This window comes from Streptomyces coeruleoprunus (assembly GCF_039542925.1).
GTDB lineage: Bacteria > Actinomycetota > Actinomycetes > Streptomycetales > Streptomycetaceae > Streptomyces > Streptomyces coeruleoprunus.
In genome coordinates, this window is the sequence record NZ_BAABIT010000001.1 from 812,142 (window position 1) to 828,024 (window position 15,883).

A 15,883-nucleotide genomic window follows, 5' to 3' on the forward strand; every position below is an offset into this window, starting at 1 on the left:
CCTGTGCACGGTGTGGGGGCGGTGGGGGCGGGGCCATGCTGCCAGATCCGAGGTTGTCAGATGACGGGAGGGCGGCCCAGTTTCGTGAGGCGCCACACGGTACGCCACTTCATCGGGCGCCGGGGGCCGCACGGGGTGGTCCAGCCCTCCTTGAAGCCCCCGAACCACGCCTTGAGGCCGTCCGCCGACGGGCGCCGCAGGAGGGTGAGCAGCAGCCACACCCCCAGGTAGGCCGGGACGAGGGGCGCGGGCAGGTTGCGGCGCGCGAGCCAGACCCGGTTGCGGGCGATCATGCGGTGGTAGACGGCGTGCCGGGAGGGCGGGGTCGTCGGGTGGTGGAGCACCATGTCGGACCGGTAGTCGATCATCCAGCCGGCGTCGAGCGCCCGCCACGCGAGGTCGGTCTCCTCGTGCGCGTAGAAGAACTCGCCGGGCAGCTGCCCGGCCTCGGCGAAGACCTTCGTCCGCACGGCGTTGGCGCCGCCGAGGAAGGTCGTCACGCGCGAGGAGCGCATCGGGTCGGACGCGCGCAGCCGCGGGACGTGCCGGCGCTGGGTGACGCCGGTGTCCGGGTCGGCGATGCGGAAGCTGATGATGCCCAGCTCCGGGTCCTCGGCGAACGCCTTGCGGACGAGTTCGGCGGTGTCCTTGTTGGGGAGCAGGCCGTCGTCGTCGAGGAACAGCAGGGCGTCCACGTCGGAGCCGTTGGGCCCGAACGCCTCGATGCCGGCGTTGCGCCCGCCGGGGATGCCCAGGTTCTCGGGCAGGTCGACGGAGCGCACCCAGCCGGGGACGCCGCGGACGGGGGCTCCGTTGCCGACGACGACGACCTCGACGGGTTCGCCGTCCTGGCGGGCGACGGACTCGATGAGGGCGTTCAGGTCGTCGGGGCGGTTGCCCATGGTGATGATGACGGCACCGAGCTTCATGCTGTTCACCTCAGCCTGCTGGACGCGAGGATCGACACCAGGTGCAGCACCGTCTGCAGGAGGGCGATGCCGGCGAGGACGGCGACGCCCAGGCGGGAGAAGTAGAGGTCGCCGCGGACCGTGTCCAGGACCGCCAGGAGCAGGATGAGCAGCGAGGCCTCGATGCCGAGGACGAGGCGGTGGAACTTGAGGGCCGCGGCCGCCTTGCGGGCCAGCGCCAGGCCGGACGAGCGCGGCTCGGACGCCGCCTCCTTGACCGGCGGCAGGCCGCCCTGGTGGCGGGCGACGCCCACGAGGTCCGTCTCGGCCTTGATCAGGATGGCGCCGAGCGCGGCGAGGGTGCCCAGGAAGGCCCACAGCCAGTCGATGCGGCCGCCGCCCCACAGGTCGGCGGCGCGCAGGCCGAAGCCGACGAGCACCGCCGCGTCGCACAGGTAGGCGCCGACGCGGTCCAGGTACACGCCGCCCAGCGAGAACTGCTTCTTCCAGCGCGCGACCTCGCCGTCGACGCAGTCGAGCAGCAGGTACAGCTGCACCATGAGCACGCCGAGCAGCGCCCCGGGGATGCCCGGGATCAGCAGGGCCGGGGCGGCGAGGACACCGGCGAGCGTCATCACGTAGGTGAGCTGGTTCGGGGTGACCCGGGTGCCGACCAGGAGCCTGGTCACGCGCAGCGAGATCTCGCGCATGTAGAGGCGGCCGCCCCAGTGCTCGCCACTGCGCCGGTCCTTCACACCCGCCGGGTGGACGACGGGGCGGAGTTCAGCGATGGATGGTCTTGGCATAGTCGGCGTACGCGTCCCTGATCTGGTCGGTGGACAGGTCGAGGTGCTCCAGGATCGTGAAGCGCCCGGGGCGGGTCTGCGGCGCGTACTCCACCGCCGCGACGAACTCGTCGACGGTGAAGCCGATGTCCTCGGGCAGCACGGGCAGGCCGTGCCGGCGCAGGACCTCGGCGAAGAGCCGCGCCTGGTCACGGGCGCCGCGCAGGTGCATCGCGAAGACGGCGCCGAGCCCCACCTGCTCGCCGTGGAGCGCGGCGCGCCGGGGGTACAGCAGGTCGAAGGCGTGGCTGATCTCGTGGCAGGCGCCCGACGAGGGGCGGGTGTCGCCGCTGATCGACATGGCGATGCCGCCCAGGACCAGGGCCTCCGCGAGCACGATGAGGAACTCGTCGTCGCCCACGGCGCCGGGGTGGCGCAGCACGGACTCGCCCGCGGTGCGGGCCATCGCGGCGGCCAGGCCGTCGACGGGCTCGCCGTTGACGCGGTGGGACAGCTCCCAGTCGGCGATCGCCGACAGGTTGGAGACGGCCTCGCCGATGCCGGAGCGGACGAACCGCTGGGGGGCGTCGCGGATCACGTCGAGGTCGATGACCATGGCGATCGGCGAGGGGACGCCGTAGGAGCCGCGGCCGTTGTCGTTGTCGAGCGTGGAGACCGGGGAGCAGATGCCGTCGTGCGAGAGGTTCGTCGCGACGGCGACCATGGGCAGGCCGACCCGCGCCGCGGCGTACTTCGTCACGTCGATGATCTTGCCGCCGCCGAGGCCGACCACGGCGTCGTAGCGCTTGCCGCGGATGGCGTCGGCGAGGCGTACGGCGGAGTCGATCGTGCCGTCGTCGACCGTGTACCAGTGGGCGTCCGGCAGCAGCGGCGCCAGCTTGTCCCGCAGGGCGAGGCCGGAGCCGTTGCTGATGGCCATGGCGAGCTTGCCGGAGGCCGAGATCCGCTGGTCGGCCAGGAGGCCGGCCAGTTTGTCCGTGGCGCCGTTGCTGATGTCGACGACGACCGGCGAGGGGATGAGCCGGGTCAGTACAGGCACGCGATCTCACGGCCCTTCGCGAGGTCGTCGTGGTTGTCGATCTCCACCCAGCGGACGTCGCCGATGGGTGCCACGTCGATCCGGAAGCCGCGGTCGACCAGCTCCTGGTAGCCGTCCTCGTAGTAGAGGTCGGGGTCGCGCTCGAAGGTGGCCTTCAGCGCGTCGGCGAGGTCGGCGGCGGCCGACGGCTCGATGAGGGTGACACCGATGTACTCGCCGGTGGCGGTGGCCGGGTCCATGAGCTTGGTGATGCGGCGCACGCCGAGGCCGTCCTCGGTGATGACCTTCATCTCCTCGTCGGCGAGGGACTTCACCGTGTCGAGGGCGAGGATGATCCGCCGGTCGCCGCCGCGTGCGGCGAGCAGCGTCCGCTCGACGGAGACGGGGTGGACGGTGTCGCCGTTGGCGAGGATGACGCCTTCCCGGAGCACGTCGCGCGCGCACCACAGGGAGTAGGCGTTGTTCCACTCCTCGGCCTTGTCGTTGTCGATGAGGGTGAGCTTCAGCCCGTACTTCGCCTCCAGGGCGGCCTTGCGCTCGTACACGGCCTCCTTGCGGTAGCCGACGACGACGGCGGCCTCGGTGAGGCCGACCTCGGCGAAGTTGCCGAGGGTGAGGTCCAGGACGGTGGTGTCCCCGTCCACGGGCACGAGGGCCTTCGGAAGCGTGTCGGTGTAGGGGCGCAGACGCCGTCCGGCACCGGCTGCCAGTACGAGGCCGATCATGCGGGTTCTCCTTCGTCGTGTACGGCGGGTGCTCCGGAGGACACCCAGAAGCGGATGGACTCCGCGAGCCCCACCAGCGCCACGGCGCCGGCGAGAGCGGTGAGTGCGAGGGTGAAGCCGTTTCCGCCGCCCGTCGCGAAGAGGGTGGCGAGCACCGCCACCAGCAGCGTGCGTCCCTCGTGGCCGCCGAGCGTCCGTACGAGCCAGGCGGGCGGCGCGCCGGTGCCGCCGCGGATGCGGTACACCGTGTCGTAGTGATGGTAGGCGACGGCCGCGACCAGCCCGAACGCCGCGGGGAGCGCCCCGGGCGCGTCCGAGCGGGCGGCCAGGATCAGCACCGTGCCGTACTCGGCGGCGCGCAGGACGGGCGGGACGAGCCAGTCGAGCGCGCCCTTGAGGGGCAGCGCGACGGCGGCGCCCGAGGTCAGCACGTAGAACACCGCGGCGACCGGGAGGGCCGCGCCGATGGGCGCCGCCCAGGCGACGGCGACGAGCCAGGCGGCGCCGGCGAGGGCGACCAGCGAGCGGGGCGCGAAGGGCGGGTACGGCCTGCGGTCGCCCAGGCCCTTGGCCGTGAGGTCGGCGAGCGCGCCGGAGTCGGCGAGGTCCGCCAGGGCGCGCGCGGCCCGGTCGGTGCGGCGCGCCTTGCGGGTCAGGGAGCGCAGGACGCGGCCGGCGGTGGTGTAGCAGGCGGCGAAGGCACAGCCGATGAGCAGCGCGTAGAAGACGGTACGGGGGGTGGTGAGCGCGGTGAGGACCGCGATCATCGCCCAGCGCTCGCCGATGGGCAGCACGATCATGCGGCGGACCCAGACGGTCCAGCCGACGCTGTCGAGCTTGTCGGAGAGTGCGGCCGTGGGACTGGTGTTGGCGGTGGCGTCGTGGTTGGCCTCGTTGAAGGAGAAGTCCACGACGTGCCGGCAGGTCTGGAGGACCATCGCGCCGAGGGCCAGGGCCCAGACGTCGTCGCCGCCGCGGGCGGCGCCGAGGGCGAGGCCCGCGTAGTAGGCGTACTCCTTGACCCGGTCGAAGGTGGCGTCGAGCCACGCGCCGAGCGTCGAGTACTGCAGGGAGTAGCGGGCGAGCTGCCCGTCGGTGCAGTCCAGGACGAAGGAGAAGAGGAGGAGCAGGCCCGCCGCGACGAAACCGCCGCGGGTGCCGGTGGCGGCGCAGCCGGCCGCGATCAGCGCCGTGAGGAGGGAGGCGGTGGTGACCTGGTTGGGGGTGAGGCCCCGGCGGGCGCACCAGCGCGCGAGGTAGCGGGAGTACGGGCTGATGCAGAAGGTGGTGAAGAACCCGTCGCGGGACTTCACGGCGGAGCGGAGGCGTACGGCCTCGTCGTCGACGGCCGCGACGGCGTCGCGGGTCTCCTTGCGGGTCTGCGGGTCGCCCGGCACGGCGGCGACGAGGGAGCCGAGGTCGGGGCGGTGCACGGCGGTGCCGTCGGCGTCGAGCGCGGCGGCCAGGGTGTCGGGCAGCGGCGTGGCGTCCGTCACGGCGGCCGGGGCGGCGGTCGTGCCGGCGCCGACGGGGACGGCCGCGAGGGCGCGGGCGAGGGCCGGGCGGGCCTCCCGCTGGACGGTGAGCGTGCCGGGGGCGGCCGCGGCCGGGAAGCGCGGGTCGGTCAGCGCCAGGCGCAGGGCGTGGAGGTGGCCGACGAAGCGCGGGTCGACGAGCGCGACCCGCTCGGCGGCCGGGGCGGCGTCGAGCAGCGCGGCGGCCGCCGGCACGTCCTCGGCGGTACGGACGTCGAAGCCCAGCGACCGCAGATCGCCCTCGAGCGGCGATCCGGGTACCGGAGGACCGGTGAGGATGGCGGTCGACAGACGAACTCACTCCTTGGAGCTGACAGGGCTGGGCTCGGGCCCGCTCGGCCCGGGCGCGAGCGCGGGCGGCGGCACGTCGGCAGAGGCTATCGGATGAACGGAAGCGGCAGTTCACCGAGGTTTCCCGCCCGCGGCCGGGGTGTCCGGCGCCGCGATCATCATCGTCGATCGGCGCCCCCGCCCACAAACCGCGGTCGCGGCCGCACCATGCCCGGCCGTATATCCGCAGGTCAGAGCATATGACAACGGTGTTCAGCATCAGCTTGCACATACCCCCCACCCGTAGTTGACTGACCGGCACGCGAGCAGGGACCGCTACGACGGGGAGGCGACTTCATGGGCGCTGGGCACGACCACGGGCACACACACGGCGGCAGGCCGCCGACGGGTACGGCGGGCGCCGCGCACCGCTGGCGGCTGCGCATCGCACTGGGGATCACACTCTCCGTGATGGTGGTCGAGATCGTGGGCGGCATCCTGTCCGACTCCCTGGCGCTGATCGCCGACGCGACGCACATGGCGACCGACGCCGTCGGGCTCGGCATGGCGCTGCTCGCCATCCACGTGGCGAACCTGCCGGCCACCGCGCGCCGTACGTACGGGTACGCCCGGGCCGAGATCCTGGCGGCCCTCGCGAACTGTCTGCTGCTGCTCGGCGCGGGCGGCTACGTCCTCTTCGAGGCGGTGCAGCGGTTCATCACGCCGGCAGAGACACGTGGCGGGCTCGCGATCGCGTTCGCCGCGGTCGGCCTGGTCGCCAACATCGTGTCGCTGTCCCTGCTCATGCGGGGCCAGAAGGAGAGCCTCAACGTGCGGGGCGCCTATCTGGAGGTGCTGGCGGACGCGCTGGGCTCGGTGACGGTGATCGTCGCGGCGGGCGTCATCCTGGCCACCGGCTGGCAGGCGGCCGATCCGATCGCCTCGCTGGTGATCGGCCTCATGATCGTGCCGCGCACGGTGAAGCTGCTGCGCGAGACGCTCGACGTGCTGCTGGAGGCGGCACCCAAGGGCGTGGACATGACGGAGGTGCGGGCACATCTGCTGGCGCTGCCCGGCGTGCGGGACGTGCACGACCTGCACGCCTGGACGATCACCTCGGGGATGCCGGTGCTGTCCGCGCACGTCGTGGTGGATCCGGGCACGCTGGACGCCGTGGGCCACGAGAAGATGCTCCACGAACTGCAGGAGTGCCTGGTGGGGCACTTCGACGTCGAGCACTGCACGTTCCAGCTGGAACCGACCGGGCACGCGGCCCACGAGGCCGGGCTCTGCCACTGAGCGCCGGGGTAGGCTGGCCGCCGGAGAGGAGCTGAGGCCGCATGACCGTCACGGTGCACGCCGCTCCGCGCGGCGACCGGTGCAGTGTCCGTTTCGGCTTCCGGGTGTCCGGCTGAGCATCCGCCGGGACCCGCCCACACCAAAGGGTTCTCCCGTTGTCCTTCGACGACTCGTCCTTCGACGCATCCGACGTTTCCGACGTTCCCGGTGCTTCCTCCTCCTTCCCCTCCGACGCCCGCTGGCGCACCCGTCCCGAGACCGGTGCGGACCGGGCGGCGGTGCACGCGCTGCACACGGCGGCCTTCGGGCGGCCGGACGAGGCCGACCTGGTCGACGCGCTGCGCGCCGACGACACCGCGTGGCTGCCCGGCCTGTCGTACGTGGCCCTGGCGCCGGACGGCACGGTCGCCGCACACGCCCTGATCACCCGCTGCCGGGTGGGCGACGCCCCCGCGGCGGCGCTCGCCCCGGTGGGGGTGTCCCCGGACCATCAGCGGCAGGGGGCCGGGCAGGCGGTCGTGCGGGCCGTGCTCGACGCGGCACGGCGCGGCGGCGAGCGGCTGGTCCTGGTGCTCGGTCATCCGGAGTACTACCCGAAGTTCGGTTTCGTGCCGGCTTCGCGGTACGGGATCCGGCCCTCCTTCGAGGTGCCGGACGAGGCCATGATGGCGCTCCCGGTGGACGGTTGTGGCGCGTTGCCCATGGGCACGATCACCTACCCGCCCGCGTTCGGCGTGTGATCGTCCGGCCCGTCCGGCCCCGTACGGGTGGGGGTGTGGTGTGCCGACAAGCGGCTTTTGTACGGCAGACTGAGGATTGCCCCACAGGGCCGAGAACCGATGCGAAGGATGGTTATGCCGACCACACCTGCCACCGCGGCGAACAGCTCGTCCACCGGATCGTCGACGGGGACCGAGCCTTCGATCATGCTCGAACTGGTCGACGAGGACGGCAACACCATCGGCACAGCCGAGAAGCTGGCCGCCCATCAGGCACCGGGACAGCTGCACCGGGCCTTCTCGGTGTTCCTCTTCGACGAGGAGGGGCGGCTGCTGCTCCAGCGCCGGGCGCTGGGCAAGTACCACTCCCCCGGCGTGTGGTCGAACACCTGCTGCGGCCACCCCTACCCCGGTGAGGCGCCGTTCGCCGCGGCGGCCCGCCGGGTGTACGAGGAGCTGGGCGTGTCGCCGTCGCTGATGGCGGAGGCCGGCACGGTCCGTTACAACCACCCCGACCCGGCGTCGGGTCTGGTGGAGCAGGAGTACAACCACCTGTTCGTCGGGATGGTGCAGGCTCCGCTGCGGCCCGATCCGCAGGAGGTGGAGGAGACGGCGTTCGTGACGGCGTCGGAGCTGGCCGAGCGGCATGCGTCGGCGCCCTTCTCCGCGTGGTTCATGACGGTGCTGGACGCGGCCCGGCCGGCCGTGAAGGAACTGACGGGCGCGACCGGGGGCTGGTGACCCGGCGGGCCCCGGCGGCCCCCGTTCCGGTGAAGGACCGGGACGGGGGCCGCGTTCACCCTCGGGCCGCGTTCACCGTCGGAGCGGCGTTCGCCGTCGGAGCCGCGTTCGCCGTCGGGCTGCGGAGCAGTCGGGGCGCGGTTCAGCCGGGGCGCGGTTCAGCCGGGCCGCGGAGGCCGCTCGGGTGGCGCTCAGAGGGGGAGTGCCGCCCAGATGATCTTGCCGCCGGTCGCGGTGTGCTCGACGTCGCACGTGCCGCCCGCCTCACGGGTGATCTCGCGGACGAGGAGCAGCCCGCGGCCGCCGGTCTGGCCGTAGTCGGTCTCCAGCGCCTTGGGCCGGTACGGATGGTTGTCCTCCACTGCGACCCTGATCCACTCCGCGCCGATCGCGACCTCGACCGCGACCTGGGGGGAGAGCAGCGCCGCGTGCCGCACGGCGTTGGTCACCAGCTCGGAGACGATCAGGAGCAGGCCCTGGACGACGTCGTCGCGGACCGGTACGCCCTGGCGGTGCAGCAGGTCACGCACCGCGTGCCGGGCCTGCGGTACGGAGGCGTCCACCGCGGCGGCGGTGAAGCGCCAGACCCCTTCGTACGACGGCGGCCGGGCCGGGACGCTTCCGCGGCTCTCCATGGTCCGGCTCCCACCCTCGTGCTCGATTGTCGCCACGTGACCGAGTGTTGGGCCATGGGCGGCGGGGCCGGGCTACTGACCAGAAGTCAATATCTTTTCGACGACTTCTGACCGCGAATGAGCGAAAGGTTCAATCATTCGGCCGGTTGGGATCGTCTTCTGACGGCTTCGTCAGGCGGGCGGATCCCTCGTCCGCCTCGTCCTCCCGGGGGGTCAGCCGGTCCGAGACAATCCCGACGATACGGCGGCCCCCCACCCCGATCGCGACCAGCCCGAGCCCGTCGAACAGCAGCGCCAGCGAGAAGAACGTGCCGAGCACGTACAGGCTGCTGCGCGGCCAGTCGAAGAGCACCAACAGGCCCAGCAGGATGCCGAACGCGCCCTGCAGCAGCGTCCAGCCGAACTGCGGGCCGCGCACGACGACGCTGCCCACGAGGCGGAAGAGCCCCCCGGTGAGGAAGAGCAGCGCGGCGAACATGGTGAGCGCCGCGGCCGACTCGCCCGGATGGCGGATGACGACGAACCCGGCGGCGATGTTCAGCGCGGCGACCACGGCGGCCAGCCAGAAGAAGCTCGTGCCGCGCGACTCGATGGCGTGCAGCAGGCCGACCGCGCCGCCGATGAGCAGCAGCCACCCGAAGAGCAGCATGGACGTGAGCGTGGCCACCCCGGTGTACACCAGGCCGACGAGGCCGCCGACCACCAGGATCACGCCCAGCAGCGCCAGCCAGCCGAAGCTGCGGCGGAGCCGGCGCCCCTCACGGACCGCGTCGGGGGTGGGACCAGCCATCAGCGCGCCTCGCTTCCGTCTCGTGGCACCCCCTTCTTGATCGTACGTACGGGTCCGCCGGTTAGCATCCGGCGCATGGAGCCACAGGAGCCGCGGGACCCCCGCCTGGAGCACACGGTCGACGGCGGTGTCGCCACCGTCGTCATCAGCAACCCCACCAAGCGCAACGCCATGACGGCGGCCATGTGGCGGGCGCTGCCGGGGCTGCTGGACGGCCTGGCCGCCGACCCCGGCGTGCGGGCGCTGGTGCTCACCGGCGCGGGCGCCACCTTCTGCGCCGGGGCGGACATCGCGGGGCTGCGCGAGCCGGGCGACGAACAGCAGGCGCTCGCGGTACGGGCCGAGGAGGCCCTCGCGGCGTTCCCGAAGCCGACGCTCGCCGCCGTGCGCGGCTACTGCGTCGGCGGGGGCAGCCAGCTGGCCGCCGCGTGCGACCTGCGGTTCGCCGAGGAGGGCGCGCGGTTCGGGGTGACCCCGGCGAAGCTCGGCATCGTGTACCCGGCCTCGTCGACGCGGCGGCTGGTGTCGCTGGTGGGTCCGTCGGCGGCGAAGTACCTGCTGTTCTCCGCCGAGTTGATCGACGCGGAGCGGGCGCTGCGCACCGGCCTGGTGGACGAGGTGCTGCCCGCCGGGGAACTGGACGGGCGGGTCGAGGAGTTCGCGCGCGTCCTGGTGTCCCGCTCGCTGCTGACGCAGGCGGCCGCGAAGGAGTTCGCCGCCGGGCGCACCGACCGGGACGGCCACTGGGCGGAGCAGGCGCGCGGGAGCGGTGACACCGCGGAGGGCGTGGCCGCCTTCCTGGAGCGCCGGGCGCCGCGTTTCACGTACCGCGTGAGCTGACCCGCGGAGCCCTTCGCTCCGTACCGACCAGTCGGTAATGTGGCGGCATGACGACGACTCCCGCCCCGAGCGCCGCGCGGCGCTGCGCCCAGCCGCTCAACCTCTTCCACTCGACGGTCTTCTTCTCCCCCGACCTCAGGGCCGGGATGGCCGCGCTCGGCGTCGACGACGAGCACGCCGCGTACTTCGCCGTGCGCTCCGCAGCCATGGGCGCCGTCGGCCCCGGTGTGGTCGCCGGCGCGTTCTACAACTTCAACCACGCCCTCATCGCCAGGCACCTGCCGGCCGTGTGGGACATCGCCTCCCCGGCGGACGTCCTCGCCGCGCGGCTGCGGGCCGCCGACACCACGCTGCGGCGGCTCCTCGGGGACGCCGTGGTCGCCTCCGCCGAGCTGGCCGAGGCGGCCCGGCTGGCCCTGCGTGCCACCGAGGCCTGCACGCGGCACGCCCGACCGCTCTACGCTGCCCACGCCGACCTGCCGGTGCCCGAGGAGCCGCACCTCGCCTACTGGCACGCCGCGACCCTGCTGCGCGAGCACCGGGGCGACGCGCACCTGGCCGCGCTGCTCGACGCCGGGCTCGACCCGCTGGAGGCGCTGGTGAGCCACAGCGCGAGCGGCGCCGGCGTCTCGCGGCGCTGGGTGCTGGCCACGCGGGGCTGGGAGCAGGCGGACTGGGACGCGGCGGCGGACCGGCTGCGGGAGCGCGGCGTACTGGACGCGCAGGGCGAGCTGACGGAGGCCGGGGCGGCCCTGCGCGAGGAGGTGGAGGACCGTACCGACCGGATGGACCTGGCGCCGTACGCGCACCTGGGTGCGGAGGGGGTGGAGCGGCTGACCCTCCTGGCGCGGGGCTTCCTGAAGGCGGTGGCGGAGGCGGGCGCCTTTCCCGCCCGGGTGACCGGGCGGGGGTGAACCCGGAGCGGGATGCGGTGATTCGGGGGCCGAGCAGGCAGAATGCGACGGCAACCCTGGAGGCACGAGAAGGCGAGTCGGGACACCGTGACGACGTCCATCGAAGGCAGGATCGCCGAGGAGCTCGGCGTACGGGAGCGGCAGGTGAAGGCGGCCGTCGAGCTGCTGGACGGCGGTTCGACCGTGCCGTTCATCGCGCGCTACCGCAAGGAAGCGACCGAGATGCTCGACGACGCGCAGCTGCGCACGCTGGAGGAGCGGCTGCGCTACCTGCGGGAGCTGGAGGACCGGCGGGCCGCGATCCTCGACTCCGTACGGGAGCAGGGCAAGCTCACCGAGGCGCTGGAGGCGCAGATCCGGGAGGCCGACACCAAGGCCCGCCTGGAGGACATCTACCTGCCGTTCAAGCCGAAGCGCCGCACCAAGGCGCAGATCGCCCGCGAGGCCGGTCTGGAACCGCTGGCCGACGGGCTGCTCGGCGACCCGGCGGTGGAGCCGCCGGCCGCCGCGGCCGCGTTCGTGGACCCCGACAAGGGTGTGGCGGACCCGGCGGCCGCGCTGGAGGGCGCGCGGGCGATCCTCACCGAGCGGTTCTCGGAGGACGCCGATCTGATCGGCGAGCTGCGCGAGCGGATGTGGACGCGCGGGCGGCTGGTGGCGAAGGTCCGGGAGGGCAAGGAGGAGGCGGGCGCCAAGTTCGCCGACTACTTCGACTTCGCGGAGCCGTTCACCGAGCTGCCCTCGCACCGCGTGCTGGCGATGCTGCGCGGTGAGAAGGAGGACGTGCTCGACCTGGTCCTGGAGCCGGAGGAGCCGGTCGACGGCCCGTCCACGTACGAGGGGATGGTCGCCCGGCGGTTCGGGATCGCCGACCGGGGCCGCCCCGCCGACAAGTGGCTCGGCGACACCGTCCGCTGGGCGTGGCGCACCCGGATCCTCGTGCACCTGGGCATCGACCTGCGGCTGCGGCTGCGCACGGCGGCCGAGGACGAGGCGGTGCGGGTGTTCGCCGCGAACCTGCGGGACCTGCTGCTGGCGGCGCCCGCCGGGACGCGGGCGACGCTGGGCCTCGACCCCGGTTTCCGTACGGGCGTGAAGGTCGCCGTCGTCGACGCGACCGGCAAGGTCGTGGCGACCGACACGATCTACCCGCACGTGCCGCAGAACAAGTGGGACGAGTCGCTGGCGAAGCTGGCGCGGCTGGCGAAGGAGCACGCGGTCGAGCTGGTCGCCATCGGCAACGGCACGGCGTCGCGCGAGACCGACAAGCTGGCGGCCGATCTCATCGCCCGGCACCCCGAGCTGAAGCTCACCAAGGTGATGGTGTCCGAGGCGGGCGCCTCGGTGTACTCGGCGTCCGCGTTCGCCTCGCAGGAGCTGCCCGGCCTCGACGTGTCGCTGCGCGGCGCCGTGTCGATCGCACGGCGGCTGCAGGACCCGCTGGCCGAGCTGGTGAAGATCGACCCCAAGTCGATCGGCGTCGGCCAGTACCAGCACGACCTGTCCGAGGTGAAGCTGTCCCGCTCGCTCGACGCGGTCGTCGAGGACTGTGTGAACGGCGTCGGCGTCGACGTGAACACCGCGTCCGTGCCGCTGCTGGCCCGGGTCTCCGGGATCGGCGCGGGCCTCGCCGAGAACATCGTCGCCCACCGCGACGCCCACGGCCCCTTCCGCTCCCGCAAGGCGCTGAAGGACGTGTCGCGGCTCGGCCCCAAGGCGTACGAGCAGTGCGCCGGCTTCCTGCGCATCCGCGGCGGCGACGACCCGCTGGACGCCTCCGCCGTGCACCCCGAGGCGTACCCGGTGGTGCGCAGGATGGTGAAGTCGACGGGCGGCGAGGTCGCGTCGCTGATCGGCAACACGGGCGTGCTGCGGTCGCTGCGGGCGGACGACTTCGTCGACGAGACGTTCGGCCTGCCGACGGTCACGGACATCCTGCGCGAGCTGGACAAGCCGGGCCGGGACCCCCGTCCGGCGTTCCGGACGGCCACCTTCAAGGAGGGCGTCGAGAAGATCGGCGACCTGGCGTCCGGGATGGTGCTGGAGGGCGTCGTGACGAACGTCGCCGCGTTCGGCGCGTTCGTGGACGTCGGTGTGCACCAGGACGGTCTGGTGCACGTGTCGGCGATGTCGCGGACGTTCGTCAAGGACCCGCGGGACGTGGTGAAGCCGGGCGACGTGGTGAAGGTGAAGGTGCTCGACGTCGACGTGCCGCGCAAGCGGATCTCGCTGACGCTGCGCCTCGACGACGAGGCCGCGGCGTCCGGCGGCGGCGCGCCGCGGCGTGAGCGCGGCGGCCGCCCGCCGCAGCAGCGCCAGGGCGGTGGCGGGCAGGGCGGGGGCGGCCGGGCCGGTGGCGGCCGGGGCGAGCGCCGTGGCGGCGACCGGCAGACGCCGCCGCCCGCGAACAGCGCCATGGCGGACGCCCTGCGCAAGGCGGGGCTGCTGGACGGCGGGGGCAAGGGCCGCCGCTGAGCGGCGGTGACGGGATCGGGGCGGGCGGGTCTTCCCCGCCCCACCACCACCGGGGCGGGCGGGGGCTTCCCGCCCGCCCCGGTCGTGTTCCGGCCGAGGTGCGGGGCCGGGCGGGCCGTGTGAGTCTGGCCGCGTCACCAGACCATCCGGCGACGACGGACGGAGACGGTCATGAACCAGATCGGGGACAAGCCCGAAGAGGTCCGCAAGCACCACGAGGAGGAGAAGCGGCGGGCCCGCAAGGACAAGCGCGAGCCCGCCGACCGGGCGACGGAGGACCGGGAGCGGGACCGCTCCGCGGGCGCCGTGCCCGACGACGAGGCGTACAGCACCTTCGACATGTACGAGGAGCCGGAGGACCGCCCGTGACCCCGGGGGCTGTCACACCTCGGTGACCTTGCCGTCCGCGACCTCGATCCGGCGGGTCGTGCGGACCGTGTCCAGCATGCGGCGGTCGTGGGTGACCAGGAGCAGCGTGCCGGTGTAGGTGTCGAGCGCCGACTCCAGCTGTTCGATGGCCGGCAGGTCCAGGTGGTTGGTCGGCTCGTCGAGGACCAGCAGGTTCACGCCCCGGCCCTGGAGGAGGGCGAGGGCCGCGCGGGTGCGCTCGCCCGGTGAGAGCGTCGTCGCCGGGCGCAGCACGTGCGCCGCCTTGAGGCCGAACTTGGCGAGGAGGGTGCGCACGTCGGCCGGTTCCGTGTCGGGGACGGCCGCGCAGAACGCGTCGAGGAGCGTCTCCTCGCCGTGGAACAGCCGCCGCGCCTGGTCGACCTCGCCGACCACGACGCCGGAGCCGAGCGCCGCCTGCCCCGCGTCCAGCGGGAGACGGCCGAGGAGCGCCGCGAGCAGGGTGGACTTGCCCGCGCCGTTGGCGCCGGTGATCGCGACCCGGTCGGCCCAGTCGACCTGGAGGGACACGGGGCCGAACGTGAAGTCGCCGCGGCGGACCTCTGCGTCCCGCAGGGTGGCCACGACCGATCCGGAGCGCGGGGCGGCGGCGATCTCCATCCGCAGCTCCCACTCCTTGCGGGGCTCGTCGACGACGTCCAGCCGCTCGATCATGCGCTGGGTCTGGCGGGCCTTGGCGGCCTGCTTCTCGCTGGCCTCGCTGCGGAACTTGCGGCCGATCTTGTCGTTGTCGCCGGCCTTGCGGCGGGCGTTCTTGACGCCCTTGTCCATCCAGGACCGCTGCATCCGGGCGCGGCCCTCCAGCGCGGCCTTCTTGTCGGCGTACTCCTCGTACTCCTCGCGCGCGTGACGCCGCGCGGTATCGCGCTCCTCCAGGTACGCCTCGTACCCGCCGCCGTAGAGGGTGATCTGCTGCTGGGCGAGGTCGAGCTCCAGGACCTTGGTGACCGTGCGGGCCAGGAACTCGCGGTCGTGGCTGATGACCACGGTGCCGGCGCGCAGGCCGCGGACGAAGGCCTCCAGGCGTTCCAGGCCGTCGAGGTCGAGGTCGTTGGTCGGCTCGTCGAGCAGGAAGACGTCGTAGCGGGACAGCAGGAGCGAGGCGAGGCCGGCGCGGGCGGCCTGGCCGCCGGACAGGGCGGTCATCGGCTGGTCGAGGCCGACGGTCAGCCCCAGCGACGACGCGACCTCCTCGGCGCGCTCGTCGAGGTCGGCGCCGCCGAGGTCCAGCCAGCGCTCCAGGGCGGCGGCGTACGCGTCGTCGGCGCCGGGCGCGCCGTCGACGAGGCCCTGCGTGGCGGCGTCCATGGCGGCCTGCGCGGCGGCGACGCCGGTGCGCCGGGCGAGGAAGGCCCGTACGGTCTCGCCCGGGCGCCGCTCGGGCTCCTGCGGCAGGTGGCCGACGGTCGCGGAGGGCGGCGACAGGCGCAGCTCGCCGTGTTCGGGGGCGTCGAGGCCGGCGAGGAGCCGCAGCAGGGTCGACTTGCCGGCGCCGTTGACGCCGACGAGGCCGATGACGTCGCCGGGTGCGACGACGAGGTCCAGTCCGGAGAAGAGCGAGCGCTCGCCGTGGCCGGCGGCGAGGTCCTTGGCGACGAGAGTGGCAGTCATCAGGGGGTCGATCCTAGGCGAGAGCGGGGACTCCCTCCCGCCCCGCCCCTTCCCGAATCGGGGTTCCGCCGCCGAACCCCCGCTCCTCAATCGCCGGAGGGCTGATTTCAGCCCTCCGGCGATTGAGGACGAGCACCGTTCTGGGGGTCCCCCTGCTCGAAGAGCTCG

At 73.4% G+C, this 15,883-nt stretch carries 14 protein-coding genes and 1 pseudogene; 7 read left to right on the forward strand and 8 right to left on the reverse strand.

Annotation, left to right across the window (positions count from 1 at the left end; genetic code table 11):
• Positions 1–56 precede the first annotated feature (56 nt).
• From ABEB09_RS03830 to ABEB09_RS03850, 5 genes are read right to left on the reverse strand one after another with little or no spacing between them, the layout of a single operon-like run.
• Positions 57–929, reverse strand: a complete 873-nt coding sequence (locus tag ABEB09_RS03830) for a glycosyltransferase family 2 protein (protein WP_345687081.1) — start codon at positions 927–929, stop codon at positions 57–59.
• 5 nt (positions 930–934) lie between these two features.
• Positions 935–1,714 (reverse strand): CDP-alcohol phosphatidyltransferase family protein, encoded by a 780-nt coding sequence (locus tag ABEB09_RS03835; RefSeq protein ID WP_345687083.1) that lies wholly within the window; start codon positions 1,712–1,714, stop codon positions 935–937.
• Positions 1,692–2,753, reverse strand: a complete 1,062-nt coding sequence (locus ABEB09_RS03840) for an iron-containing alcohol dehydrogenase family protein (protein WP_345687085.1) — start codon at positions 2,751–2,753, stop codon at positions 1,692–1,694. Before ABEB09_RS03840 ends, ABEB09_RS03835 begins: the two co-directional genes overlap by 23 nt.
• Entirely contained in the window at positions 2,741–3,478 is a 738-nt protein-coding gene (locus ABEB09_RS03845; protein WP_345687087.1) for a phosphocholine cytidylyltransferase family protein, read from the reverse strand. The genes ABEB09_RS03840 and ABEB09_RS03845 overlap by 13 nt, the downstream gene beginning before the upstream one ends.
• Complete coding sequence (locus ABEB09_RS03850) at positions 3,475–5,304, reverse strand: DUF5941 domain-containing protein (protein ID WP_345693830.1); 1,830 nt, start codon at positions 5,302–5,304, stop codon at positions 3,475–3,477. The genes ABEB09_RS03845 and ABEB09_RS03850 overlap by 4 nt, the downstream gene beginning before the upstream one ends.
• Before the next feature lie 336 nt (positions 5,305–5,640).
• Between ABEB09_RS03850 and ABEB09_RS03855 the strand changes: the two genes are divergently transcribed.
• The 3 genes and pseudogenes from ABEB09_RS03855 to idi all read left to right on the forward strand — a co-directional run bounded on the left by ABEB09_RS03855 (position 5,641) and on the right by idi (position 8,042).
• Positions 5,641–6,582 carry a cation diffusion facilitator family transporter gene (locus ABEB09_RS03855; protein WP_345687089.1) on the forward strand — a complete coding sequence of 314 codons (942 nt, stop codon included), beginning with the start codon at positions 5,641–5,643 and terminating at the stop codon, positions 6,580–6,582.
• A 224-nt stretch (positions 6,583–6,806) separates the two neighbouring features.
• Positions 6,807–7,322 (forward strand): annotated as a pseudogene (locus tag ABEB09_RS03860) (GNAT family N-acetyltransferase); the annotation flags it as partial.
• 114 nt (positions 7,323–7,436) lie between these two features.
• The gene (idi, locus tag ABEB09_RS03865) at positions 7,437–8,042 is read left to right on the forward strand and encodes an isopentenyl-diphosphate Delta-isomerase (protein ID WP_345687091.1); all 606 of its coding nucleotides are present in this window, start codon (positions 7,437–7,439) and stop codon (positions 8,040–8,042) included.
• Between the two features lie 191 nt (positions 8,043–8,233).
• On the opposite strand, the gene ABEB09_RS03870 is transcribed toward idi, so the two are convergent.
• Positions 8,234–8,677: an ATP-binding protein gene (locus ABEB09_RS03870; protein ID WP_345687093.1), complete on the reverse strand. Its 444-nt coding sequence runs from the start codon at positions 8,675–8,677 to the stop codon at positions 8,234–8,236.
• Positions 8,678–8,807: 130 nt separating this feature from the next.
• Positions 8,808–9,467 (reverse strand): HdeD family acid-resistance protein, encoded by a 660-nt coding sequence (locus tag ABEB09_RS03875; protein WP_345687095.1) that lies wholly within the window; start codon positions 9,465–9,467, stop codon positions 8,808–8,810.
• Between the two features lie 75 nt (positions 9,468–9,542).
• Here ABEB09_RS03875 and ABEB09_RS03880 point away from each other — a divergent pair, with 75 nt between their 5' ends.
• The 4 genes from ABEB09_RS03880 (at position 9,543) to ABEB09_RS03895 (ending at position 14,065) form a co-directional block, all read left to right on the forward strand.
• Positions 9,543–10,307: an enoyl-CoA hydratase/isomerase family protein gene (locus ABEB09_RS03880; RefSeq protein WP_345687097.1), complete on the forward strand. Its 765-nt coding sequence runs from the start codon at positions 9,543–9,545 to the stop codon at positions 10,305–10,307.
• Positions 10,308–10,354: 47 nt separating this feature from the next.
• Complete coding sequence (locus ABEB09_RS03885; protein WP_345687099.1) at positions 10,355–11,221, forward strand: SCO6745 family protein; 867 nt, start codon at positions 10,355–10,357, stop codon at positions 11,219–11,221.
• 87 nt (positions 11,222–11,308) lie between these two features.
• On the forward strand, positions 11,309–13,696 hold the full coding sequence (locus ABEB09_RS03890) for a Tex family protein (protein ID WP_345687101.1): 2,388 nt from the start codon (positions 11,309–11,311) through the stop codon (positions 13,694–13,696).
• Between the two features lie 171 nt (positions 13,697–13,867).
• A complete protein-coding gene (locus ABEB09_RS03895) occupies positions 13,868–14,065 on the forward strand; it encodes a hypothetical protein (RefSeq protein ID WP_345687103.1) in 198 nt (65 codons plus the stop codon).
• Positions 14,066–14,077: 12 nt separating this feature from the next.
• Here the strand turns inward: ABEB09_RS03895 and ABEB09_RS03900 are convergent, their stop codons facing one another.
• The gene (locus tag ABEB09_RS03900; protein ID WP_345687105.1) at positions 14,078–15,715 is read right to left on the reverse strand and encodes an ABC-F family ATP-binding cassette domain-containing protein; all 1,638 of its coding nucleotides are present in this window, start codon (positions 15,713–15,715) and stop codon (positions 14,078–14,080) included.
• Positions 15,716–15,883 lie beyond the last annotated feature (168 nt).